The organism is Acinetobacter sp. AOR34_HL (assembly GCF_027854795.1).
GTDB lineage: Bacteria > Pseudomonadota > Gammaproteobacteria > Pseudomonadales > Moraxellaceae > Acinetobacter > Acinetobacter junii.
Genome location: NZ_JAKTID010000012.1, coordinates 15384 through 37965 on the forward strand (window position 1 = coordinate 15384; position 22582 = coordinate 37965).

Sequence of the window (22582 nt, forward strand, 5' to 3'; positions counted from 1 at the left end):
AATTTTTAGGAATTATGATAATGAAAAAGGTTTTAAACGGCATACACTCATTTCATGCCTTGGGGTTAAAAAAACAACTGATTGCTGTTGCCATCTGTGCAGGATTAGGCATGACGGTAAATATAACGCATGCAGCAAGCCCTAATGTTAGCCCACCCTCTGTCAAAGCTGGGGCACCACATGTCTATGTAGTGAAAAAAGGCGATACCCTTTGGGATATCTCAGGCAAGTTTTTAAGTAAACCATGGCGCTGGCCAGAAATTTGGGCAAGCAATAAACACGTTAAGAATCCTCACTGGATTTATCCAGGTGACCGCTTACTACTCTGTAGTTTGAATGGCAAACCGTTAATCGGTAAAGATGAAGGTGACGGCTGTGACGGTATTATTCGTCGTTATACAGGTGGCGGAACAACTTTACGTCCGCAAGTACGTATCGAAGCATTGAACAATAGTGTGCCCGTTATTCCATTAGCTCATATTCAACAATGGTTAGAACGTAGTTCAGTATTACCAGCGGATGCGATTGCGAATACCCCTTATATCTTAGGCACAGCAGACAATCGCGTGCTTGCAGGCAAAGGGCAAAGTGTTTACGTCCGTGGTCAAGGTCTAGAAAATGGTCAGCGTTATGGCGTTTACCGTGAAGGTGAACCTTACATCGTGGTCGATGAGCAAGGCAAAAAACAAAACCTAGGTGTTGAATTACTTCAAGTCGCATCTGGTGTTGCTGTGCGCAATGAAAACGACATTACTACGGTTGAACTCACTGATAGCTATAACGGCGAAGTTCGTCGTGGTGATCGCGTGATGCTTGAACAAGAGGCAATGTTGCCAACCTTATTCTATCCTATCGATGCAAAACAAGTACGCGATGGCGGTAAAGTGATTCGTGTATTAGGATCGATTGGTACAGCCGCAAAAAATGGTGTTGTCACTGTTGATCGTGGTACTGCTGATGGCGTTGAAATTGGTCAAGTCTTTAGCACCTACCAAGAGGGTGAGATCGTACAAGATCCAAAAACTAAAGAGAAAGTTAAATTACCTGGACAATATGTGGGTAGCTTGATGATCTTCAAGAGTTTTGATCGTATCAGCTATGCCTACGTTTTAGAAAGTGAACTACCAATCAAGGTCGGTTCAAACATCCAACCACCACGCTTGGATGACTAAGAACAAACTATGTTGAATCAATTATCACCCCACCACTCCCATACCGTGTTGGTGTGGTATTTGGTTCAACATTCCCTATCCAGCTTTCACAAAATTCTGAAACATTTTGGAAGTTGTGAACAAGCAACACAAAGTCACCGATTCTCTGAGTGGTATCAACTCGGTTTACATGCAAACCATCTAAAACGCTTAGAAGAATTTCAAAGCACACAAGGTCAAAAACAATTTGAACATATAGTTCAACTGATTTTGAAGCACTGTGACTTTATCCTGACGCCACACGATATTGACTATCCCAAACAACTCATACCTTATGCAGATCATCCACCCATATTATTTGGTCAAGGTCATCTTCAAGCTTTACTGCAACCGCAAATTGCATTAGTGGGGAGCCGAAAACCTAGTCCACATGGTCGCCAAGTGGCTTATGATTTTGCTTATTACCTTAGTGAGAAAGGATTTTATATTACCAGTGGTCTTGCACATGGGATTGATGAAGCTGCTCATCGCGGTGGCTTAGCACATCATCGAAGTATCGCTGTCACAGGTACTGGGTTAGATACCGTTTATCCCACTCAAAATAAACCATTGGCACAACAAATTGCTCAATCAGGTGCCATCATCACAGAGTTTCTTCCTACGACACTCCCATTACAACAACATTTTCCACGACGAAATCGGATTGTTAGTGGCTTAAGTTTAGGTGTCTTAGTGGTTGAAGCAGCACTAAAAAGTGGATCTTTGATTACGGCGAATGAAGCAGCCAATCAAGGTAAAATGGTATTTGCTATCCCTGGTCATATTTACAGTGAATACCATCAAGGCTGTCATCAACTAATTCGTGAAGGGGCTGTTTTGGTCGATCATCCTGAACAGATTATTGAAGATTTAGCATTACCAACACATTGGCAGACCCAACAACACACTAAAGATGCTGTAGAACAGCACTCAACACTTCCACCACATTTGATTAGCTTGTATCAGAATTTAGATTGGATTGGACAGGATTTAGATTTACTCAGCCAACGCTATCCAGCACCAATCTCTGAAATCACATCTCAATTAATGGAATTAGAGTTACTAGGTTTGTGCATACAACAAGGTGGTCGCTATTTACGTTGTCGTCCAATCCATTAAACTATAGCCAATCTTTTCTGTTAGTACCTACCTAGACATGATTACAAACTCGATTGCTGAAGCCGCTGATTGTCTAAAACAAGGACAAGTCCTCGCCTATCCAACAGAAGCCGTTTGGGGTTTGGGCTGTGATCCTTTTAATCAACAAGCATTTCAAGACATTCTTGAGTTAAAACATCGTCCAGTTGAAAAAGGCGTGATTTTATTAGCTGGGCATCTAGAACAAGTAGAACATCTACTACAGAACCTAGAATCCAGCCTCCGCAACCAAGTGATTGCCAGTTGGTCAAATCGTCAAGAGACCGAACGTGCCACAACATGGCTACTTCCAGCCGACCAACATATCCCGACTTGGATTAAAGGACAACACCCTTTGGTTGCTGTTCGTGTAACAACACATCCTTTGTGCGTAGAGCTATGTGATTCATTTGGTGGATTTATCGTATCGACAAGCGCAAATCCCGCAGGCTTAACTCCAGCAAAAAGTTTAGAAGAAGCACAAGCTTATTTTGGTTCATCTCTGCATTATCTAGATGGTAAATTAGGCTTGAGCCAAGAACCAAGTCGTATTCTAAATGCACTAACAGGTGAAGTGATTCGCGCTTAATTACATGAATAGCAGATAAAAAAAAGCTCAGTTATATAGGGATAACTGAGCATAAAAAGGATGTGTATCATCACATCCAGAGGGTTCGCAAATTTGGTAAGCAACTCATTCATTCTAAAACGAATCATCTTGCTGTGTTGAGTATTATGGATCAATCATTCATCTTATACAAATATATTATTTATCTAACAAAAAAAGTGAAAAGCGTACCTTTTTTGTCAGTTTTAAAGATCTAATAAAAATATATTTTTATTTTTATTGATCTTTTTCAGAATCACAAATGAGGCACTCCTTTAAAATATATTTGTAAATCATATAGAAAGAATAAACAGTTAATAAAAAAATTACGTTCGTTTGTTGCTCTTTTAAGCAAAACCATCTCATTTATACGCAACTAAGTCGCCGTTTCCAACTGTGATTGAACAACTTTTTTTGTCTTTTTTTGAGCCAAAATAATCCCTATGAGAATCATTATACCGCCAACCGAGTGATAAATTGTCCATTGTTCAGCCAACCAAACACTGGCTATCACTGCCGTAAATACTGGCATAAGATTCATAAAAATACTGGTTCGATTTGGGCCAATCGCTTGTACTGCCACCATCCATAACAAGGGAGCAATCAAAGATGGAAACATACCAGCATAAAGCACACTCATGGCATTCTCTGCATCAATCGCATCCAAGCCTAAATATAATAAAAATGGGACGTGATATAACAATGCAAACCCTATTTGTACATATAGACTGGTCATCAAGGGTAACTGGACTTGCCATTTTTTGAGAAACACCCCATAAAATGCATAGAATCCTACCGCAATCACCATGACAGCATCTCCCCAATGCCCACCTTGAGCAAACAAACTAGAAAGCTGACCTTGGCTCATCACATAGATCAATCCAGCAAAGGACAATAAACTACCAACGATCGCAAAACGATTAGGTTTATCCTTTAAAATCAAATATGAAATAAATATAGTAAAAATGGGAACAAATGCATTGACGATGCCCATATTGGTCGCCGTCGTATAATGTGCCGCAGTATATGAGAGACCTTGATATAACACCATACCAAAAGCACTTAACACAGCTAAACGTCCAATCAAAGGTCGAATCAAAGCACGTTGTTGCCAAACTTTGGGCAGCATGAATGGCGTCAGGATAATAAAAGCGACAAACCACCGATAAAAACTAATACTGGCAGGTGAAATATAATCTGCAACATAACGAGTCACCGCAATGTTCAATGACCAAATGAAAACAGCAATGAGAGGTAAGATAAACACCCATTTTTGATATTTGCTTAGCTGACCCATCCACTTTCCCGCATTTTCTAAGTAATGCGAATATTTTGAAAGATGTCTAAATCAATTTAAATATCGTATTTCAGACATTTATATCGCTGTTTAGACATCAAATTTAGAATAAGTCCCAGCTACGCATTGCGTGTTCAACCACCTTATGCAGTTGTTGAACCGTTGCACCATCTCGTGCTTGCACAGTCAATCCTTGTAAGACTGTTGCATAGAAATCTGCTATCTCTTGTAGAGAGGTAGACTGAGCAATGTCACCATTTTCTACACCTTGTTTTAAACGCTCAAGCATTTTTTGTTTGGTCTTCAGGCGCTTTTCAAGAATAGTATGCTGCACTGTCTGCGCATGATCAGAACAATTCATGGTAGCAACGACAAGCATACAACCTGTAGGTTTATTGGGTTGAACCAAACGTTGTACATTGTCATAAAGAAATAATTCAAATGCGACTTTGGCAGTTTTCGCCTCTAAGAAAATCGCTTCAATTGGACATGCTTCATGAGCCAAATAGTAGTCGATACACTTATAAAAAAGTCCCACCTTATCACCAAAGCTACTGTATAAACTGGGTGCAGTTAACCCTAAAGCTTGAGTTAAATCACTCATCGATGTCGCTTCAAAGCCATGTTCCCAAAACAATAGCATGGCTTTTTGTAAGGCTTGTTGTTCATCAAAACACTTTGGGCGACCACGTTTCTTTTTAAGGCTATTATCACAAGGCATTAGGTGAGATTCATGCGTATCTTTCATAAAAGCCATAGATATTTTCATAACGATCATTATTAAATTAATTGACGCATCTATTTTCATTTTATAACGATCGTTATAAAAATTTAACCAGTATTCGAAATTTTATTGTTATGCATCTAACAATAAAGGAATTTTATATGGAAAACTCTTACTCTCCCGAATCTAGTGGCGCATCATCAACGAAAAATCAAGGGAGTTGGTATGCGATTCTCGCAGTCGCGATCGGCGCTTTTGCACTGGTGACCAGTGAATTTCTCCCTGTAGGTGTACTCAACAGTGTTGCAGCTGATTTGAATATTTCTATTGGCACAGCGGGTTTGATTATCACTCTACCAGGCGTCATGGCAGCATTTGCAGCACCCCTTCTCCCGATATCAGTGAAACAACTAGATCGTCGTTATGTCTTAATTCTACTGACTGCGATCATGGTGATAGCAAATACCATTACTGCATTTGCTGAGCGTTTTAATATCCTCTTACTGAGTCGGTTAGTATTAGGAATTGCAATTGGAGGCTTTTGGGCAACAGCAATTGCTTTGAGTGGCAAACTTGCTCCTGCTCATCTGCCCATCGCTAAGGCAACCGCAGTCGTCATGGCAGGTGTAACCTTTGCAACGGTATTAGGCGTTCCTATAGGCACATGGCTCAGCGAGTTCTACGGATGGCGGAGCGCATTTGGAATAACGGCAGCGATTGGCTTAATCGTCCTCTTATTACAAATCATCTTCTTACCCAAATTAAATCCTGAATCTGCTATTCACCTGCGTGATCTTCCTGCGCTGTTAAGAATACCCAAAGCACGTAGTGGCATGTTGATTGTACTCTTGATTGGTTTAGCACATTTCTGTGCCTATAGTTATTTAGCCCCTTCTTTAAAAATATCGCAGGTTTTGATGGCACCACCATCAGTTCTCTCCTTTTACTTTATGGAATTGCTGGTGTATTTGGGAATGCATTCGCAGGTTATAGTGGCAATTTAAATGTTCGCTATACGCTTGCTTTTGTTGGTTTCTGCTTTGCAATTGTGTTCTTTGGCTTCCCAATATTTGCAGTGCATGAACTGGGTGCTGTCATCCTCACCGCACTTTGGGGTTTTGCCTTTGGAGCTTTTCCAACTTCCGCGAATATTTGGATGTTTGTTCATGCACCCAATGCTGTTGAAAAAGGAATGCCTCTATTTGTTGGCATGTTCCAAGTCATGATTGCTGTTGGCTCATTATTAGGCGGTTATGTCGTTGATCACTTCAATGAAAATATCTTAATTTATGGTGTAATTAGCTTTGTGGCTTTAGCCTTGATTAGCATTTTTACTTTAGCCAAAGGCTTAAATAATCCCAAAGTCACTTGTGAAAATAAAAAAGTTGAGAATCCAAATGAAGTTTGACGGTACCCAACAATTTCCATTCTTAACTGGTATAGAGGTGCATGAATTTCTCTATCAAAAGAATGACGTTGTTAGTCCTCACTCTTCACTTTGGGGTGACTTTAATTTTAGTTTAAATGGAACACTAGAGTTTGATATTGAAGGAAAATATTATTTATCACCGCCAAGCTATGGGCTATGGCTACCACCACGCACAGAACACCAATCACTGCCTGTTGAACATGAAATTCATTATATTTGCATCCGACTTCATCCTCGTTTCGGAGATGCATTAGGCGATGTCTGCCGCTGTTTTAGTATTCAACCTTTTTTTCGCTCTTTGGTCATTCAAATTCTAGAGCAACAAAAGCAAAATCCTGCGCCTGAATATCTTGAACATTTATTACAAGTGTTATTCGATCAACTAAAGAAAGCCCCAGCGTATACACATTATTTGCCGCAAAGCACGCATCCAACCTTAGCTCCGATCCTCGATCAACTTGCGAATCCTGAATTATTTCATATGAGCCTACAACAGATCTTACAGCACTTTACATTCAGTGAACGTCATCTGTTTCGCCTCAGCCAACAAGAGTTACAGCTATCTTTAGCAGAATGGCGCAATCGAGCTAAGATCATCTATGCGATCAATCAAATTCGCCAAGGGATGACCATTAAACAACTTGCGTTTTCTCTGGGTTATCAACACAGCTCAAGTTTTATCGAATTTTTTAAACGCTATACGGGACAAACACCTATTCAACTCAAAAATGCATCTACCTAATTCAGCTTTCTTCTTTTGCTCATTATTTGTATTGATTACTATGAATAAGATTGCACTCTGATAAATAAGCAGTTAAAACAAACAAGTCTTGTCACAACAACAAATTAGGACGTATTCCATGAGCCAATCGGTTTATCACATTCCTGTTAAGGATATCAAAGGTCAGGAAGTCGACCTTGAACAATACCAAGGTAAAGTACTTTTAATCGTCAATGTCGCATCTAAATGCGGCTTAACACCCCAATATGAAGGTTTGGAAAAACTGTACCAAGCGAAGAAAGATCAAGGTTTAGAAATCTTAGGTTTTCCAGCAAATAACTTCTTAGAGCAAGAACCTGGCAGTAATGATGAAATTCAGCAATTCTGTTCATTAAATTACGATGTTCATTTCCCTTTATTTGCAAAAATCTCTGTTGCTGGCGATGACAAACATCCACTCTATCAAACACTAACTCAAGCAATCCCTGAACGTATTGGTGAAGGTCCTTGGTGGAAAGATTTAGTTGATTATGGTTTAACGCCAAACAATCCGCCTGAAGTTTTATGGAATTTTGAAAAATTCTTGGTAAATAAAAAAGGTGAAATTGTGGCGCGTTTTGCACCAGATATTACAGCGGATGATGAACGCATCGTAAATGCAATTGAAGCTGAATTAGCAAAATAAAATACATAAAAAAGAGCGCTTGAGAGCGCTCTTTTTTATGATGAGTAATTAGGATTACGCCAGCATCAAATCTCATAACTCATTTTGATGGGTTGTATCTGATACGATGGCATAGAAACTGAAGTATTAGTTTTCTGCTTGCTTAGATTTGGAAAATCATGCCCCATTTGAGTCATCTTTTTATATTGATCTAATACAGTATTCAATTGATTAAGACGTTGCTTCAACTCAATCGACATAAACTGATCTGATTGTGCTAATGCCACCCAGCCTGCTTGCACTTTGCGTTTGGGATTGTCATGTGTCAATTGTTGCTGCATCCATTCATACAACTTTAACGCTCGATGATGCGCTTCAAACTTATAGGCAAACAGCAAAGTAGAAAGAGACAGCTCAGGTATCTGTCCCATCAGCTTCATTTCAATTTGTCTGAGTTGGTAGGCATATAAATCAATCCGATACTTGAGTAGGTCGTGAGTAAACCATTCCGCAAAATCAATCAACAAATCCATGACTTGGTTTCTTTGCGCTATGATTTGTTGTTTCTCATGATCCGATTTGGTTTGTTCTTTATTCTGAACACGCCAAGTTCGATAAATTGCCAGTCCTCCAACAAAAAAAGCACCGATCGAACCTGAGACCATCCCACCAATTGCTGCTCCTAAAGCCAAACCATTTTTCATAGTAGAGTTAGACGATTTGTATTGCAGAAAAGGGCGTACTGTTTGTCTAGTTTGTACTTTATTAAAATTACGATAGACGGCAAAACCCGTATTCATTAAAGGAATTGGTAAAAAATCCTCACGTCCAACGACTTGCTGTAAGCTTTGCTGAGCAGTGCGTTGGACCGACTCATAACTAAGTGCTAAATCAGCAAAAACCGATGGGTATTTTTCTTGCAAATGAGCCAGTTCAATATTCACGATGATTGCAATATGTGGATAGCTCTGCGCAAATTTTTCGACTTTTTCAGTATCAAGCGTGCATTTAACCTGCATCGGTGTACCATCCACAATAAGGTCAAATCCAGCTAAATGTGAATGCTCTACAAACTCAATGCTATGTCCCTGTTGGCTCAAGTTATATGCTACTTGTTGTTTAGCCAAATAAGATGATATCTGCTGCATAGCAGCATCATGATTATAATCAGGTGCTGGAATCTGTTTTAAATTATAAAATGCTTCTGGATCACCCTTTGAAGCAGTGACAAGCGCATCTAAAACCAAAGGATTGATATGAAAATAATTCCAAATAAATCCTAAGCTATGATTAGCAGCGTTAATCCCACTAACAAATTTTAAATCTCGCCCAGTTAATATTTTCTGTAGTGCTGCATTTGCTGCTTTATGGCGATCTAAATGCATAACCACCTCTTGGTTATTAAGCAATTTAGGTGCTTGTTCAATTCTATTTTTATAATAAGGTACAACAAACTCATCAGCCGATAGCCAATGATTTAAAGAATATCCAACGAATTTTAGCTTATGCTGAAGATGTATAAATGGTTTTGGAGATTGCACAATATGCGAGTCGAGATTCTCAGGCAATAATAAGCCTACAGCTCGTCGTGTCAGTTCATCGTGTAGTTTTTGCTGTTGAATCTGATCAAGATTTCCTAGTCGATCCAAAGCTTCAACGATATCACCATGACCATGTTCATTCGAATAATGATTACGATTTAACAGACTTTGAATGTAATCGTAGTGAATATCTTCATGCTGTGTAGGTTGTTGCTGAAATACACGATCATATATTTCTATAGCTGCATGCCAATTTTCCAAACGTACATACAACTTCGCAAGATTCAATTTGATTTCAATAATATCGTATTCATCACACAGTTGTTTCAAAACACTCCGTTTTAATTCACCGTCTTTGCACTCTGATAACTGCAACAAAATCGTTTGAATTTCATTTGAGCTAACTTTTTCTTCTGAATATTGCAAACGAAATGCTAAACACTGCTCTAGCCATGCATTTTTTTGTGCATGGAACTTATAAGCAGGAATAAAGGTCTCTGTAATTAATTGAATTAAACGTAAAGCACAATGAATATCTTCTTTGGTGGAATGACGAAAATTCCAAATCTTGGGTAAAGTAAGATTAAATATTTGTGTGTAAATATTTGCAGTTAAATCAGGTTGGGTGAGCGTTACCAGCTTCAATTGGTCTTTGACAGATAAATGATGCCCTTGTTGTTCGATGCGATCTAAACGCAACTTTAAGACATTACTCGGTAACATATACTTCCTAATTGAATTTTTATAAGATCTATTCGTTATTGCAAATATAGAAAAATCAGCAAGCTCTTACTTCCGATCACTATTGTTAAGCGAGTTGCTAGATTGTTAAATATATCCTTAATTTATGCTTCACGCACAGATTACCAAATAAAAAAAGTTTAAATAAACTAAGCATTATTTTCTTATATCTTTAAGAATATCTATTCTTGATCGTATTGCTACTGAACCTTTTTATAAAGGCAATTGTGATAATTGTCAGATTCATAAAGCCAATCCAAATAAAAAAGCCACCTGACGGTGGCTTTTTCAATCTTAAATCTGCAATTACATTGCACGATTCTTGATTTTACGGATCGTTTCAAGCTGAGCAGCTGTTTCAGCCAACGCAGCAAGTGCAGCAGCAGAATCCAAATCACTCTTTTGATTTGCTAGCAATTGTTCAGCTTGTTTACGAGCTTCCATAATTGCAGCTTCATCCAAGTTGTCTGCACGGATTGCACTATCTGCAAGTACCGTAACAACATGAGGTTGAACTTCTAACACACCGCCAGATACGTAAACAATTTCTTCCGTACCATTTTCCAACTGAACACGAATCGGTCCAGGTTGGAGTAAAGTTACAAGTGGTGCATGTCCAGGTAAAATACCTAACTCACCACCCGCACCTTTTGCGATTAACATCGTAACTTGTCCAGAGTAAATAGACTCTTTAACACTTACGACATCACATTGCATAGTCGCCATGAGATGATCTCCTTAAATTAGAGTTTCTCAGCTTTAGCAATCACTTCGTCAATACCACCAACCATATAGAACGCTTGTTCTGGGATGTGATCGTATTCACCAGCTAATAGACCTTTAAAGCCACGAATAGTTTCTTTAAGCGGTACTAATTTACCAGGAGCACCAGTAAATACTTCAGCTACGTGGAATGGTTGAGAGAAGAAACGTTGGATTTTACGCGCACGGTAAACAACCAATTTATCTTCTTCAGCTAATTCATCCATACCCAAGATTGCGATAATGTCTTTAAGCTCTTTATAACGTTGCAATACGTTCTGTACAGAACGTGCAATTTCATAATGCTCTTGACCAACAACCAATGGATCTAACTGACGTGAAGTTGAGTCAAGTGGATCGATCGCTGGATAAATACCAGAAGATGCGATGTCACGGCTCAATACTACTGTTGCATCTAAGTGAGCAAACGTTGTTGCAGGTGATGGGTCAGTCAAGTCATCCGCAGGTACGTATACAGCTTGGATCGATGTGATCGAACCAGACTTAGTAGACGTAATACGCTCTTGAAGAACACCCATTTCTTCTGCAAGTGTCGGTTGGTAACCTACCGCAGATGGCATACGACCTAACAATGCTGATACTTCAGTACCCGCAAGTGTATAACGGTAGATGTTGTCGACGAATAATAATACGTCACGACCTTTACCATTTTCGTCTTTTTCATCACGGAAGTATTCAGCCATAGTCAAACCAGTTAACGCTACGCGTAAACGGTTACCTGGTGGCTCGTTCATCTGACCGTAGACCATTGCTACTTTGTCAAGAACGTTAGAATCTTTCATTTCGTGATAGAAGTCGTTACCTTCACGAGTACGCTCACCAACACCAGCAAACACAGATAAACCTGAGTGTGCTTTCGCGATGTTGTTGATCAACTCCATCATGTTAACGGTTTTACCAACACCCGCACCACCGAATAAACCAACTTTACCACCTTTCGCGAACGGGCAAAGTAAGTCAATTACTTTAATACCAGTTTCTAAAAGATCAGTAGAAGCTGCTTGTTCAGCATAAGAAGGTGCTTGACGGTGAATCGGCAAACGTTCTTCAGTCGCTACAGGACCTGCTTCATCGATAGGGCGACCCAATACATCCATGATACGACCAAGCGTAGCAGGACCCACTGGAACAGAAATCGGTGCATTTGTGCTAGTTACATTAAGGCCACGTTTAAGACCTTCTGTAGAACCCATTGCGATGGTACGAACAACACCATCGCCAAGCTGTTGCTGAACTTCTAAAGTAGTTTCAGTACCGTCAACTTGGAGAGCGTCATAGATCTTAGGAACGCTATTGCGCTCAAACTCGACGTCGATAACCGCGCCGATGATCTGAATGATACGACCGCTACTCATTGCTGTCTCCTCAATTCAAACTTAATAATGTTAAACGGCAGCGGCACCGCCAACGATCTCGGAAATTTCCTGAGTAATCGCGGCTTGACGCAGCTTGTTGTAAATGAGTTGTAGGTCTTTAATCAATTGGCCTGCGTTGTCTGTCGCTGCTTTCATTGCGACCATACGAGCAGACTGCTCACATGCAACGTTTTCAATCACACCTTGATAAACCATAGACTCGATGTAGCGAACCAACAAACCATTTAACAATTCTTCTGCTTCTGGTTCGTAGATATAGTCCCAACCATAAGTACGGTTGAGATCATCGCCTGCTTGCGCTGGTGCTAAAGGAACAAGTTGTTCTACTTTAGGCTGTTGGGTCATCGCATTGACGAAACCATTTGAAACGAGGTAGATACGATCTAATTCGCCTTTATCAAATGCATCAAGCATAACTTGTACAGAGCCAGTTAACTGCTCCAAACTCGGCGCGTCGCCAAGTTGGGTCGTTGCACCAAGCACTTTACCGCCGTAATTCTTAAAAAACGAAACCGCTTTTTGACCAATCAAAGCAAATTCAACTTCAATTGACTGCTCTTGTTGTGCTTTGACATGCTGCACAACTTTCTTGAACAAGTTAATGTTCAAGCCACCTGCCAAGCCACGATCTGAAGACACCACGATATAGCCAACGCGCTTAACAGGGCGATCAACCATATAACGGTGTTTATATTCAGGATTTGCTTGAACTAAGTGAGCAATTACACGGCGCATATTATCGGCATACGGACGGCCTTGAGCCATGCGCTCTTGCGCACGACGCATTTTAGAAGCAGCTACCATTTGCATCGCGCGAGTAATTTTCTGCGTGCTTTTGATACTAGCTACTTTGGCGCGAATTTCTTTTAAATTTGCCATACGCTTAACCTAGTATTCGAAAGCTCTTTCGAGCTTCCGAAGGTTGATCCGTGAACCAAACTTAACTAAAGATAAACTTAGTAAGTTTGAGTCGCTTTGAAGCTCTCAATACCTGCTTTGAATGCTGCTTCGATGTCTTTGTTATAATCACCAGTTTCATCGATCTGTTGCATTAACGCAGCATGTTCTGAACGGAAGTAAGCAATCAACGCAGCATCAAAGTCTACGATTTTCTTCACTTCAACGTCAGCCATGTAGCCTTCGTTAGATGCATAAACAGATACAGCTTGGTCAGCAATTGAGTAAGGAGCATATTGTTTCTGCTTCATTAACTCAGTTACACGTTGACCATGCTCAAGTTGCTTACGAGTTGCTTCATCAAGATCAGAAGCGAACTGAGCAAACGCAGCCAATTCACGGTATTGTGCTAAAGCAGTACGGATACCACCAGACAATTTTTTGATGATCTTAGTTTGAGCAGAACCACCAACACGCGATACAGAGATACCCGCGTTCACTGCAGGACGAATACCTGCGTTGAATAATGATGTTTCTAAGAAGATCTGACCGTCAGTAATCGAAATTACGTTCGTTGGTACGAATGCAGATACGTCACCCGCTTGAGTTTCAATGATCGGTAACGCAGTTAAAGAACCAGTTTGACCAGTTACTGCACCGTTCGTGAACTTCTCAACGTAGTCAGCTGAAACGCGCGAAGCACGCTCAAGAAGACGTGAGTGAAGATAGAATACGTCACCTGGATACGCTTCACGACCTGGTGGACGACGTAATAATAATGAAATTTGACGGTAAGCAACAGCTTGCTTAGACAAATCATCATAAATAATTAACGCATCTTCACCGCGGTCACGGAAGTATTCACCCATTGTACAGCCTGAGTACGGAGCTAAATACTGCATAGCTGCAGGATCAGCTGCCGCAGCTGCGACAACAGTTGTATACGCCATAGCGCCAGTTTCTTCTAGCTTACGTACAACGTTTGCAATTGTTGATTGTTTTTGACCAATCGCAACGTATACACATTTAATGCCAGAGTTTTTCTGAGCGATGATCGCATCGATCGCCATTGCTGTTTTACCAGTTTGACGGTCACCAATGATCAACTCACGCTGACCACGACCTACAGGGATCATGGTATCAACTGATTTATAACCAGTTTGAACAGGTTCGTCGACAGATTGACGCCAAATTACACCTGGTGCTACTTTTTCAACAGCATCAGTTAGTTTTGCATCAATAGGGCCTTTACCATCAATTGGATTACCCAAAGCGTCTACGACACGGCCAAGAAGTTCAGGACCTACCGGAACTTCTAATACACGACCTGTACAACGAGCTTTTTGACCTTCTTGAAGGCTTAGGTAGTTACCTAAAACAACGGCACCCACTGAATCCTGTTCTAGGTTCAGTGCCATACCAAATAAGCCGCCGTCGAATTCGATCATTTCACCGTACATTGCATCCGCAAGACCGTGAATACGCACGATACCGTCAGATACCATGACGATGGTACCTTCATTCTTAGCGGTCGCGCTGGTGTCCAGATCGCCGATACGCTGTTTAATGAGCGCACTGATCTCGGATGGATTCAGTTGTTGCATTGCGCTATTCCTCAATCTTTTTTAAGTTCAGTCTTTTTGCTGTTACGCAAGAAGACGAGTCCGCATTTTTTCAAGCTTGTTAAGCGCAGAGTCATCTATCACTTGGTCGCCTGCACGAATCACAACACCTGCGATTAACGCTGGATTAACGCTAACAGTCACATGTACAGTTCTGTTAAAACGTTTTTCAAGCGCATGAGCTAAGATATGCTCTTGTGTCGCATCCATTGGAAAAGCAGATTCAATCTCCACTTCCAACGTGTTGTTGTTCTGCGATTTAAGTAATTCGTATTCTGCAGCAATTTCAGGCAATAAAACTAAACGATCGTTATCTGCAAGAAGTGTCAAAAAGTTAGACACTGATTGAGATTGATCTTCACCTAAAACTTTCGCAAAAAGACCTACTTGTTCCGCAGGAGTCAGCTCAGGGCGATTTAAATAAGCGGAAAATGCTTCGTCTTGCACCGCAGCACTGAGCAGTTGTAACGCATTTGACCAAGCGTCAGTTGCATTCTGCTCAGATGCATAAGCAAATGCTGCTTTGGCGTACGGGCGTGCTAACGTCAAGAGTTCAGCCATATTTCGCCTCGCTTATAGTTTAGCAGCCAGCTGAGTCAGCATGGCATTATGAGCTTCTGCGTCAACTTGTTGGTTCAGAATTTTTTCTGCGCCAGCAACTGCCAAAGCAGCAACTTGTTGACGTAATTCTTCGCGAGCAGCATTGATGTCTTGATCAACAGTTTCTTTCGCCTGTTGACGAATACGCTCACCTTCAGCCGCAGCCTGGGTACGCGCTTCTTCTACCAATTGTGCTGCACGACGGTTCGCTTGTTCGATCAATTGAGCCGCTTGTGCTTTCGCTGCATCTAACTCTGCCTTAACTTGTGCTTGCGCATCAGCAAGGTCAGCTTTAGCTTTTTCAGCAGCGTTTAAGCCATCAGCGATTTTACGCTGACGCTCACTAATCGCATTGATTAGTGGTGGCCAAACAAACTTCATGCAGAATGCGACGAACATCGCAAATGCAATTGCTTGACCAATCAATGTGAGGTTGATATTCATTTCGCTATTCCTCAATATGTGGATTTAGGAATTAAGCTATTAACCTACAAATGGATTAGCGAAGATGAAGAACAAGCCAATACCAACACCGATCATAGGCACAGCATCAAGAAGACCCGCGATTAAGAACATACGAGTTTGAAGTTGTGGAGCCAATTCTGGTTGACGAGCAACAGCTTCTAAGAAGCGACCACCTAAAAGACCAAAACCAATCGCAGTACCTAAAGCACCGAAAGCGATCAAGATAGCAGATGCAATTGCAACTAGACCTAAAGTGAGTTCCATGAAAAATTCCTCAGAGGTTAGGTTATTACCAAATTAAACTAAAATTTAAGCCCAACCATCAGGTGATAGTTAGGCAATACCATTAATGCTTTTCGCTTGCCATGCTCAAGTAAACGATGGTCAGCATCATAAAGATAAATGCTTGCAGCGTGATTACAAGAATGTGGAAGATAGCCCAAGGCACAGATAACGCCCACTGGATCCAGAACGGTAATAACGCGATTAAGATGAAGATTAACTCACCTGCATACATGTTACCGAACAGTCGTAGAGCCAACGAAACTGGACGAGCAAGGAAAGTTACTAATTCCAAAATCAAGTTCACTGGAATCAATAACGCTTTTGCAACTGGGTTACTTGGATTAAACGGGTTAAGTGCCAACTCGCCAACGAATCCTCCAACACCTTTTTCACGGATGCTGTAGAACAAGATCAACACAAATACCGACAATGACATACCTAAAGTAATGTTCGGGTCAGTAGATGGAACAACCTTGAAATAAACGTGGTGAGGGTCCATACCAAATACACTTGCACCAATCTGTTGAGCTAGATAAGGAATCCAGTCTACAGGAATCAAGTCCATTGCGTTCATGAGGAAAATCCACACGAAAATGGTCAATGAAAGTGGAGCAATTAAACGTGATTTGCCGTGGAAAGTATCACGAACACTTGAGTCAACAAACTCAATGATCATCTCGATCGCTGATTGGAATTTAGTTGGTACACCTGCATTCGCAGCTTTCGCAACTGTCCAGAACAACAAACAGAAAATAACACCAAGTCCGATAGACCAACCCATTGAATCCAAGTGAATTGCAGTGAACCCCATCGATTGAGCTTCTTCAGCAGTCTCAGCCAATTTCCATGTACCATCAGGCATTTTGCCATAGGTCATATTGGTCAAGTGATGCTTGATATACTCGGTCGAAGTCAGGGCATGTTCTTCAGCAGCCATAAATCACACCTGGTCAATGTCAATCATTAAAAAGAAGTTAAACGAACCATGCGTACTGCAATAATCTCGTTTTTACTTCCAAAAATCTCAAAATGTGCTTTATCCACGTTTTTGTAGACGCGACGCCCAAAACGGCGCGACCCACGACATCGCTTGTACGAGGATAAATCCACTAAACAATGCAACCGGTGACAGCGGTTTAACATTGCTTAAAATTAATATAAAACCAACGATCACAATCGCAAACTTCCCAAGCATGCCTCGATACATGTTTAGCATGACTTGTTTTGATGCTCTGGCACCTGCCGTTCTGAACGACTGCCAAGCAAAATAACAGTGTGCTAACCAACAGACCAAAGCTCCAAGCGCAGCACTTAAAGCAGCAGTTGTATCTTTAATCAGCCAAGCCAATAAAGCTGCCACTGGAATCATACACGCTTGTAAGAAGACCAAAGCTTTTGCTAATCGTCGGTCAATCATGCGACTAGTTCGGCTCATTTTTTACCCACTTACAGCGTAACTGCTTGACAAGTTTTATTGATGATCGTTTCGAATCGCAGGCATTATAGAGTTACACCCCTGAACATGCAATCTTTTCTCGACTTAAGTCTGCTTTTTTCGTTACCATATTTTCTGACGATAGAGTCAACTCAATTAATTTTTTTTCATCATTTTTGCGCACTTAATACGCACTTATCGGTTTTTGAAGCCAATTTTTTCCAAGCAACCACAAAATCATCCTCCCCTCTCATGCTTTCATCTACTGATTCAAAGATAATGGGATTTAGCTTCTGATATTGGCTTGAACTTGCCGAAGTTTCAGCCAATAGGCACATTTTTGACTTTGGTCGACTATCTTTTAAGTACTTTATTTGTGCAGCTGTAGGCGCAATATGCGGATCATCAGTTAATGCTCCAGCAAACTTCAAATTCAGCGCCCGCTCTAAATATTGATAGGCATCATGATAAGACCAATATGGTTTTGCCTTATTAGTACTCTCGTATATTTGCGAAGCCTGTAGCATTTGTTGTGCAAAGTTTTTTGCATTTGACATATATTTATTTTTATTTTCTGGATTTTGCTGTGATCGCAAAGTCGCAATAAAGAAAGCGATACGAACTGCATTATTTGGTTCCAACCAAACATGACTATCCATCGTATTCGCTAAAGCTGCTCCACGTAAACTACGCTGAGGAAGTATCGTTAAAATTCCTGAGTCCAATAAAGCAATCGCTTTTCGATTTTGACCTAAGAGCTTTTCTAAAGGTGCTTCATGTGCCTTGCCTAGCCATATCACTAAAGAGGCATCCTGAATCGCTTTGCGGTGAGCAGGTGTCAATTGAACATCATGTCCAGTTTGATCATTTAAAAGTAATACAGGTTCTTCAATTCCTTGTGTTACTTCCTTAGCGATCAAATAAATTGGATGTGTCGAAACCACTAAACTTTGAGTCCACCCCCATGTACTAAACATTGAAAAGAAAACAAAGATTAAAAGGCGTGACATTACAGTAGTACTCAACTTAGCGAAGCATGTTATAATATAACAAAAGTTAAAAATTGCATATGTCTATTTTCTACCCCCTTTGTCACCATAATCATCAAGATCACGATATAGATAGTTATAGATCATTTGCATGTTATGATATGTGCAAAACAATGAGGTCAAGTTATGAGTTCTTGTTCACATGAACATGATAATGCTTTGCACGGTGTCCACGGTCATCATGATATTAAAGCAAGAATTGCGGAAGCAGAGCTTTTATGTACTGCGGTTGGCGCACGACTAACACCTTTACGCAAAGAAGTTCTTGAACTCATTCTAAATGCCTCAGCCCCTATGGGCGCCTATGATCTGCTGGCAAAAATAAAAGGTCAAGCTGATCGCCCTGCTGCACCACCGACGGTGTATCGAACATTAGATTTCCTGCTAGAGAAAGGTTTAATCCATCGTTTAACCTCAATCAATGCTTACATCCCTTGCTGCCATCCACGTGAAGGACATCAAGCTGCTTTTTTGATTTGTACAGAATGCCACTCTGTAAAAGAAGCATCTGCTCAAGGCTTAATTCAACAGTTAGATCAATTGGCGGCATCTGATCAATTTATCGCGCAACACAGCATTATTGAAATCTCTGGAAAATGTCATCAGTGCAGCACTCGTCAATAAGCCCTTCATTGATTGAACTTGAAAATATTTCGGTTCAACGAGATAAACGAGACATCCTTAGAAATGTTAATTTTGCTTTACAAGCAAAAGAAATCGTCACATTGATTGGTCCGAATGGCGCTGGTAAGTCTACGTTGATCAAAGTATTGCTTGGCATCATGCAACCCAACGCAGGCAAAGTCACTTTTGCTAAAAAGCTAAAAATGGCATATGTCCCACAAAAATTTAATCCGTCTAGCAGCCTGCCCTTACGTGTCCAAGACTTACTTGATCTAGAAGCATGTGCAAGTGATCTTCGCAAAGAAATTATTCAGGACACTGGGATTGCAAGACTACAATTATCTAAAGTTCAGCAGTTATCTGGAGGAGAACGTCAGCGTGTTCTCCTTGCTCGCGCCTTATTACGTCAACCTGATATTTTGGTTCTTGACGAACCCATGCAGGGTTTAGACATTCAATCAGAAGCCGAACTGTATGAATACGTACGTAGTCTGCCAGAGCGTTATGGTTGTGCTGTTTTAATGGTTTCTCACGATTTACAGTGGGTTATGCAAGGTACGCATCGTGTAGTTTGTCTCAATAAACACATTTGTTGTAGCGGACTACCTGAAAGCATTCAACAGCATCCTGAGTATCAAGCAATTTTTGGAACTCAACGCATGTTTTATCAGCATCACCACAATCATTGTGGGCATAGCGATCATGTTGAACCCTGTACGCATGACCCTCGTCCGCATATCCACCCTGAACCAAAGGTCTAAGCGATGATGGAATGGTTAGAGTTACTGTTACCTGCTTGGATCATGGGGACATTGCTAGTATTTCTTACAGCACCTTTAGGTTGTCTGATGCTTTGGCGCAGGATGTCATTTTTTGCAGACACTATGGCGCATGGCACATTACTCGGTGTTGCTATAGCAGGAATGCTTCAACTGCCTTTTTGGTTAGGTGTTGGTTGTTTAGCAGGACTCTTAGTCGCTATTTTATGGGTTCTACATGATTCAAGATTGCCGAATGATGCCTTATTGGCATTGTGTTCAGCGACATTACTGTGCTCAGGCCTACTTCTAATACAGCATTTACCAAGTTTAAGACCTGAACTATTAAGCTATTTATTTGGCGATCTGTTGAGTATCGAATGGGCTGATTTACCTTTATTTGCGATTGTTATCGCTGCAGCATTGGTTGTTCTTTATCGCTCATGGTCCGCACAAATTCAGATTTCTATTGATCCTGACATTGCGATCAGTGAAGGCGTGAATGCTAAATGGCAACGTCTAGTTTTTATGTTGCTTCTCGCTTTATTTACCGTGTTGGCACTTCGCGCAGTAGGCTCTCTACTGATGGGTGCTTTGCTGGTCATTCCCGCATTGAGTGCTCGCTTACTGGCTCACTCCCCTAAACAAATGGTGATTTGGGCATTTATGCTTGCTCAATTTGGAGTGACCGTTGGATTATGGTCAAGTGCAGCATTAAATATTGCTACAGGATTAAGCATCGTTTTGTGTATGGCACTGACATTCGCAGCTATTTTCGCAACACAAAAATTTAAATCTCTTAGCGTGTCTTCAGCAAAAGATTAACTCGTTTGCTGAATAGCACTCAACAATGCAGCTGCACAACCAAACATCACCGCAAAACTTCGATTTAAATATTTCTGCTGTCGAGGTGAACGCAGTAATCTCAAGATTTTTGATGCAAGTCCTGTGTATGCTGCCATCACCATCAAATCAATCACGACCATTGTAATCGCCATGATCACATATTGTATCCACTGCGGTTGATTTAAATCTAAAAATTGCGGGAGTACAGCCAACAAAAAAACGATAGCTTTAGGATTACTCATATTGACGATAAATCCTTTAAACACCAGTACTAAAGCAGGTGTGTTTTTCTGCTCGGTTTGAATATCAATATTTTGAGCTGGGGCAGTCCACTGAACATAAGCTAAATATAATAAATAAATGACCCCAAACCATTTCACCACCTGAAACGCCCACGGTGTCGTCGCAAAAAGAACTCCCACCCCTGCGGCTACAATCATAATTTGAATAATCAAAGCCAGCTGCAAGCCAATCGCATTCCAATAGCCATGCTTAAAGCCATAGTTTAAACCACTCGACATTGAAGCGATCGCCCCCGCCCCTGGAGAAAGACTAATCACCCAGCATGCCAACATAAAGGCGAACCAAACATGGAAACTCATATATAAAAGAGATAAATAAAAGTGGAATTATACTGTTTTATTGCTGAAATTTTCTGCTAATTCATGAGGTAAAAAAGAATAAATAAACTATTAAACAGTTATATCATCAGGCACAATATTGTTTTTTGCTGTATTAAAAAATAATTAAGGAGATTTTAATGACTGCTCAATCTGTAATTCTTCCACTACCTTCAGATCATGCACGCTTTATCGTGCTTCGCTTAAAAGATCTTACAATTTCTGAATTAAAACAACAGATTGAAGCTCTCCTGTCAACTCGCGACCGCCTCATCACCCAACATCCAAATGATCAAATTAAAACTGCTGTGGCGTTTGGTCCTGAGTTGTGGGCACAACTCAGCACTGAAACACCAGAAGGTTTTAAACAACTCGACCCTCAAAGTGGCGCATTTAATATGCCTGTTGTACCAGCAGATGTATTTATTCATATTGCAAGTGCACGTGCTGATATTTGCTTCTCAATCAGTCAAGCTTTCTTTGCAGGTATTCAAGACAAAGTAGAAGTCTTGGATGAACGCCATTGCTTTAGATTTTTTGATGGACGTGATATGACAGGGTTTATTGACGGCACTGAAAACCCTCAATTTCCTGACGATCGTGCTGAAGCTGCGCTGCTACCTGAGCAAGCAGGCAAATTTGCGGATGGAAGTTTTATTTTTGCTCAGCGTTATGTCCACGACTTAGCGAAATGGCAACAACTTAAAGTCGATACGCAAGAGCAAGTATTTGGTCGTACCAAATTAGAATCCATTGAACTTAATGATGATGTCAAACCTGAAAACTCTCATGTTGCACGTACAGTCGTGGAGGACGATGAGGGTGAAGAAATGGAAATCCTCCGTCACAGCTTGCCATATGGTGATGGCAAAGGTGAACAAGGTTTATTTTTCGTCGCCTATACCAATGATCTAAATATTATTGATGCAATGTTACAGCGTATGTTCGGAACTGCTGGTGATGGCATTCATGATCGCCTATTACATTTCACTACAGCAGTTGATGGTGCCTATTACTTTGCGCCTAGTGATGAACTTCTAGAGGAAATATTGACAGCATAAAAAAAGGAGCGTTACGCCACTACTGTCCCATAGTTTGCTTTAAATAAAAAAACCTGAGTCTAAATAGTTAAAATATGAGTGCAAACAAACACTTTAACTATAAAGGACTC

General features: G+C 40.7%; 23 protein-coding genes and 1 pseudogene. 10 read left to right on the forward strand and 14 right to left on the reverse strand.

Features of this window, described 5'->3' with window-relative positions:
* The first annotated feature begins 20 nt into the window (after window positions 1-20).
* Genes MKL32_RS01790 through MKL32_RS01800 form a run of 3 tightly spaced genes read left to right on the forward strand, consistent with a single transcriptional unit; the run spans window position 21 to window position 2916 of the window.
* Complete coding sequence (locus MKL32_RS01790; protein ID WP_004905510.1) at window positions 21-1172, forward strand: LysM peptidoglycan-binding domain-containing protein; 1152 nt, start codon at window positions 21-23, stop codon at window positions 1170-1172.
* A 9-nt stretch (window positions 1173-1181) separates the two neighbouring features.
* Complete coding sequence (dprA, locus tag MKL32_RS01795) at window positions 1182-2309, forward strand: DNA-processing protein DprA (RefSeq protein WP_126132481.1); 1128 nt, start codon at window positions 1182-1184, stop codon at window positions 2307-2309.
* A gap of 37 nt (window positions 2310-2346) precedes the next feature.
* Window positions 2347-2916, forward strand: coding sequence for a Sua5/YciO/YrdC/YwlC family protein (locus MKL32_RS01800; protein ID WP_125297938.1), 570 nt, complete (start codon window positions 2347-2349; stop codon window positions 2914-2916).
* Between the two features lie 394 nt (window positions 2917-3310).
* Here MKL32_RS01800 and MKL32_RS01805 read toward each other — a convergent pair whose 3' ends face one another.
* Entirely contained in the window at window positions 3311-4231 is a 921-nt protein-coding gene (locus MKL32_RS01805) for a DMT family transporter (RefSeq protein ID WP_125297937.1), read from the reverse strand.
* A 103-nt stretch (window positions 4232-4334) separates the two neighbouring features.
* Window positions 4335-5000, reverse strand: a complete 666-nt coding sequence (locus MKL32_RS01810) for a TetR/AcrR family transcriptional regulator (protein WP_171065654.1) — start codon at window positions 4998-5000, stop codon at window positions 4335-4337.
* A 116-nt stretch (window positions 5001-5116) separates the two neighbouring features.
* Here MKL32_RS01810 and MKL32_RS01815 point away from each other — a divergent pair.
* The 3 genes and pseudogenes from MKL32_RS01815 to MKL32_RS01825 all read left to right on the forward strand — a co-directional run bounded on the left by MKL32_RS01815 (window position 5117) and on the right by MKL32_RS01825 (window position 7790).
* Window positions 5117-6363 (forward strand): annotated as a pseudogene (locus tag MKL32_RS01815) (MFS transporter).
* Entirely contained in the window at window positions 6353-7126 is a 774-nt protein-coding gene (locus tag MKL32_RS01820; RefSeq protein ID WP_039048133.1) for a helix-turn-helix transcriptional regulator, read from the forward strand. The pseudogene MKL32_RS01815 and the gene MKL32_RS01820 overlap by 11 nt, the downstream one beginning before the upstream one ends.
* Before the next feature lie 118 nt (window positions 7127-7244).
* The gene (locus tag MKL32_RS01825) at window positions 7245-7790 is read left to right on the forward strand and encodes a glutathione peroxidase (RefSeq protein ID WP_004905532.1); all 546 of its coding nucleotides are present in this window, start codon (window positions 7245-7247) and stop codon (window positions 7788-7790) included.
* Window positions 7791-7855: 65 nt separating this feature from the next.
* Here MKL32_RS01825 and MKL32_RS01830 read toward each other — a convergent pair whose 3' ends face one another.
* From MKL32_RS01830 to MKL32_RS01880, 11 genes are all read right to left on the reverse strand, one after another.
* Window positions 7856-10033, reverse strand: coding sequence for a hypothetical protein (locus MKL32_RS01830; RefSeq protein ID WP_125297936.1), 2178 nt, complete (start codon window positions 10031-10033; stop codon window positions 7856-7858).
* A gap of 324 nt (window positions 10034-10357) precedes the next feature.
* The gene (locus tag MKL32_RS01835; RefSeq protein WP_004905537.1) at window positions 10358-10777 is read right to left on the reverse strand and encodes a F0F1 ATP synthase subunit epsilon; all 420 of its coding nucleotides are present in this window, start codon (window positions 10775-10777) and stop codon (window positions 10358-10360) included.
* A 17-nt stretch (window positions 10778-10794) separates the two neighbouring features.
* Window positions 10795-12189, reverse strand: coding sequence for a F0F1 ATP synthase subunit beta (gene atpD, locus MKL32_RS01840; RefSeq protein WP_004798063.1), 1395 nt, complete (start codon window positions 12187-12189; stop codon window positions 10795-10797).
* A gap of 30 nt (window positions 12190-12219) precedes the next feature.
* On the reverse strand, window positions 12220-13089 hold the full coding sequence (gene atpG / locus MKL32_RS01845; protein WP_004905540.1) for a F0F1 ATP synthase subunit gamma: 870 nt from the start codon (window positions 13087-13089) through the stop codon (window positions 12220-12222).
* Window positions 13090-13166: 77 nt separating this feature from the next.
* The gene (atpA, locus tag MKL32_RS01850) at window positions 13167-14711 is read right to left on the reverse strand and encodes a F0F1 ATP synthase subunit alpha (protein ID WP_004777723.1); all 1545 of its coding nucleotides are present in this window, start codon (window positions 14709-14711) and stop codon (window positions 13167-13169) included.
* A gap of 42 nt (window positions 14712-14753) precedes the next feature.
* On the reverse strand, window positions 14754-15290 hold the full coding sequence (locus MKL32_RS01855; RefSeq protein WP_004905545.1) for a F0F1 ATP synthase subunit delta: 537 nt from the start codon (window positions 15288-15290) through the stop codon (window positions 14754-14756).
* Window positions 15291-15302: 12 nt separating this feature from the next.
* Entirely contained in the window at window positions 15303-15773 is a 471-nt protein-coding gene (locus tag MKL32_RS01860) for a F0F1 ATP synthase subunit B (RefSeq protein ID WP_004905548.1), read from the reverse strand.
* Window positions 15774-15812: 39 nt separating this feature from the next.
* The gene (gene atpE, locus MKL32_RS01865) at window positions 15813-16058 is read right to left on the reverse strand and encodes a F0F1 ATP synthase subunit C (RefSeq protein WP_000424060.1); all 246 of its coding nucleotides are present in this window, start codon (window positions 16056-16058) and stop codon (window positions 15813-15815) included.
* A gap of 82 nt (window positions 16059-16140) precedes the next feature.
* Window positions 16141-17016, reverse strand: a complete 876-nt coding sequence (atpB, locus tag MKL32_RS01870) for a F0F1 ATP synthase subunit A (RefSeq protein WP_004905552.1) — start codon at window positions 17014-17016, stop codon at window positions 16141-16143.
* Between the two features lie 99 nt (window positions 17017-17115).
* Window positions 17116-17514, reverse strand: coding sequence for an ATP synthase subunit I (locus MKL32_RS01875; protein ID WP_004956567.1), 399 nt, complete (start codon window positions 17512-17514; stop codon window positions 17116-17118).
* A 170-nt stretch (window positions 17515-17684) separates the two neighbouring features.
* Window positions 17685-18524 (reverse strand): metal ABC transporter substrate-binding protein, encoded by an 840-nt coding sequence (locus tag MKL32_RS01880; RefSeq protein ID WP_004905554.1) that lies wholly within the window; start codon window positions 18522-18524, stop codon window positions 17685-17687.
* 165 nt (window positions 18525-18689) lie between these two features.
* Here MKL32_RS01880 and MKL32_RS01885 point away from each other — a divergent pair, with 165 nt between their 5' ends.
* Genes MKL32_RS01885 through znuB form a run of 3 tightly spaced genes read left to right on the forward strand, consistent with a single transcriptional unit; the run spans window position 18690 to window position 20770 of the window.
* Window positions 18690-19187, forward strand: a complete 498-nt coding sequence (locus MKL32_RS01885; protein ID WP_004905556.1) for a transcriptional repressor — start codon at window positions 18690-18692, stop codon at window positions 19185-19187.
* A complete protein-coding gene (gene znuC, locus MKL32_RS01890) occupies window positions 19160-19948 on the forward strand; it encodes a zinc ABC transporter ATP-binding protein ZnuC (RefSeq protein WP_270900110.1) in 789 nt (262 codons plus the stop codon). Before MKL32_RS01885 ends, znuC begins: the two co-directional genes overlap by 28 nt.
* A 3-nt stretch (window positions 19949-19951) precedes the next feature.
* Window positions 19952-20770 carry a zinc ABC transporter permease subunit ZnuB gene (znuB, locus tag MKL32_RS01895; RefSeq protein WP_004905559.1) on the forward strand — a complete coding sequence of 273 codons (819 nt, stop codon included), beginning with the start codon at window positions 19952-19954 and terminating at the stop codon, window positions 20768-20770.
* On the opposite strand, the gene MKL32_RS01900 is transcribed toward znuB, so the two are convergent.
* Complete coding sequence (locus MKL32_RS01900) at window positions 20767-21393, reverse strand: LysE family transporter (protein WP_004956574.1); 627 nt, start codon at window positions 21391-21393, stop codon at window positions 20767-20769. The two genes, znuB and MKL32_RS01900, sit on opposite strands and share 4 nt — an antisense overlap.
* 158 nt (window positions 21394-21551) lie before the next feature.
* Here MKL32_RS01900 and MKL32_RS01905 point away from each other — a divergent pair, with 158 nt between their 5' ends.
* Window positions 21552-22472, forward strand: coding sequence for a Dyp-type peroxidase (locus MKL32_RS01905; RefSeq protein WP_270900111.1), 921 nt, complete (start codon window positions 21552-21554; stop codon window positions 22470-22472).
* Window positions 22473-22582 lie beyond the last annotated feature (110 nt).

Coding starts and splice junctions, on each gene's coding strand:
- MKL32_RS01810 (WP_171065654.1), bottom strand. CDS start 5,000: ATGAAAATATCTATGGCTTTTATGAAAGATACGCATGAATCTCACCTA.
- MKL32_RS01885 (WP_004905556.1), top strand. CDS start 18,690: ATGAGTTCTTGTTCACATGAACATGATAATGCTTTGCACGGTGTCCAC.
- atpG (WP_004905540.1), bottom strand. CDS start 13,089: ATGGCAAATTTAAAAGAAATTCGCGCCAAAGTAGCTAGTATCAAAAGC.
- MKL32_RS01860 (WP_004905548.1), bottom strand. CDS start 15,773: ATGAATATCAACCTCACATTGATTGGTCAAGCAATTGCATTTGCGATG.
- dprA (WP_126132481.1), top strand. CDS start 1,182: ATGTTGAATCAATTATCACCCCACCACTCCCATACCGTGTTGGTGTGG.
- atpA (WP_004777723.1), bottom strand. CDS start 14,711: ATGCAACAACTGAATCCATCCGAGATCAGTGCGCTCATTAAACAGCGT.
- MKL32_RS01830 (WP_125297936.1), bottom strand. CDS start 10,033: ATGTTACCGAGTAATGTCTTAAAGTTGCGTTTAGATCGCATCGAACAA.
- znuC (WP_270900110.1), top strand. CDS start 19,160: ATGTCATCAGTGCAGCACTCGTCAATAAGCCCTTCATTGATTGAACTT.
- MKL32_RS01790 (WP_004905510.1), top strand. CDS start 21: ATGAAAAAGGTTTTAAACGGCATACACTCATTTCATGCCTTGGGGTTA.
- MKL32_RS01800 (WP_125297938.1), top strand. CDS start 2,347: ATGATTACAAACTCGATTGCTGAAGCCGCTGATTGTCTAAAACAAGGA.
- znuB (WP_004905559.1), top strand. CDS start 19,952: ATGATGGAATGGTTAGAGTTACTGTTACCTGCTTGGATCATGGGGACA.
- MKL32_RS01805 (WP_125297937.1), bottom strand. CDS start 4,231: ATGGGTCAGCTAAGCAAATATCAAAAATGGGTGTTTATCTTACCTCTC.
- MKL32_RS01905 (WP_270900111.1), top strand. CDS start 21,552: ATGACTGCTCAATCTGTAATTCTTCCACTACCTTCAGATCATGCACGC.
- MKL32_RS01880 (WP_004905554.1), bottom strand. CDS start 18,524: ATGTCACGCCTTTTAATCTTTGTTTTCTTTTCAATGTTTAGTACATGG.
- MKL32_RS01855 (WP_004905545.1), bottom strand. CDS start 15,290: ATGGCTGAACTCTTGACGTTAGCACGCCCGTACGCCAAAGCAGCATTT.
- atpD (WP_004798063.1), bottom strand. CDS start 12,189: ATGAGTAGCGGTCGTATCATTCAGATCATCGGCGCGGTTATCGACGTC.
- MKL32_RS01825 (WP_004905532.1), top strand. CDS start 7,245: ATGAGCCAATCGGTTTATCACATTCCTGTTAAGGATATCAAAGGTCAG.
- atpE (WP_000424060.1), bottom strand. CDS start 16,058: ATGGAACTCACTTTAGGTCTAGTTGCAATTGCATCTGCTATCTTGATC.
- atpB (WP_004905552.1), bottom strand. CDS start 17,016: ATGGCTGCTGAAGAACATGCCCTGACTTCGACCGAGTATATCAAGCAT.
- MKL32_RS01875 (WP_004956567.1), bottom strand. CDS start 17,514: ATGAGCCGAACTAGTCGCATGATTGACCGACGATTAGCAAAAGCTTTG.
- MKL32_RS01835 (WP_004905537.1), bottom strand. CDS start 10,777: ATGGCGACTATGCAATGTGATGTCGTAAGTGTTAAAGAGTCTATTTAC.
- MKL32_RS01900 (WP_004956574.1), bottom strand. CDS start 21,393: ATGAGTTTCCATGTTTGGTTCGCCTTTATGTTGGCATGCTGGGTGATT.
- MKL32_RS01820 (WP_039048133.1), top strand. CDS start 6,353: ATGAAGTTTGACGGTACCCAACAATTTCCATTCTTAACTGGTATAGAG.